The following is a 384-nucleotide window of genomic DNA, read 5'->3' as shown; positions in this document are numbered from 1 at the left end:
ATACCATTGTCACCGTGGATGTCCTTTGAGACTTGCATTGCCTCAAAACTATCCGTGTTCAATGAGTGGTCCACACCACGGAAGACTGGCACATCCGTTGCACCCAACAACTCCAACAACTTCAAGCTGTTTACAGACGTAATGTCTTGTACGTTGTTTCCGTATGATGATGTGATTCCGATCAAATCTGCATCAGGCGTCGCCAATGCATAGGCCAAAGCCAAGGCGTCATCAACACCTGCATCCAAGTCCAAAATCATCTTCTTTTGAGCCATTTTTCCATTCTCCTCTATATATACAAGTTTTACTATTTTATTTAAGCATTCATTTGTTGCACTTGTGCCAAGAACCATTCGTTGAAACGCTCGGCATCCACATCAACAC

At 43.5% G+C, this 384-nt stretch carries 1 protein-coding gene; it reads right to left on the bottom strand.

Features of this window, described 5'->3' with window-relative positions; all coding sequences use genetic code 11:
• Positions 1-353: nucleoside hydrolase (locus tag KH400_RS22080; RefSeq protein ID WP_217228297.1), on the bottom strand; the 353-nt coding region annotated here is incomplete at its 3' end.
• Positions 354-384: the final 31 nt, after the last annotated feature.

The organism is Desertibacillus haloalkaliphilus (genome assembly GCF_019039105.1).
Lineage (GTDB): Bacteria > Bacillota > Bacilli > Bacillales > KJ1-10-99 > Desertibacillus > Desertibacillus haloalkaliphilus.
Note: the sequence above shows the minus strand (reverse complement) of the source record. Positions and strands in the feature narration are given on the sequence as shown.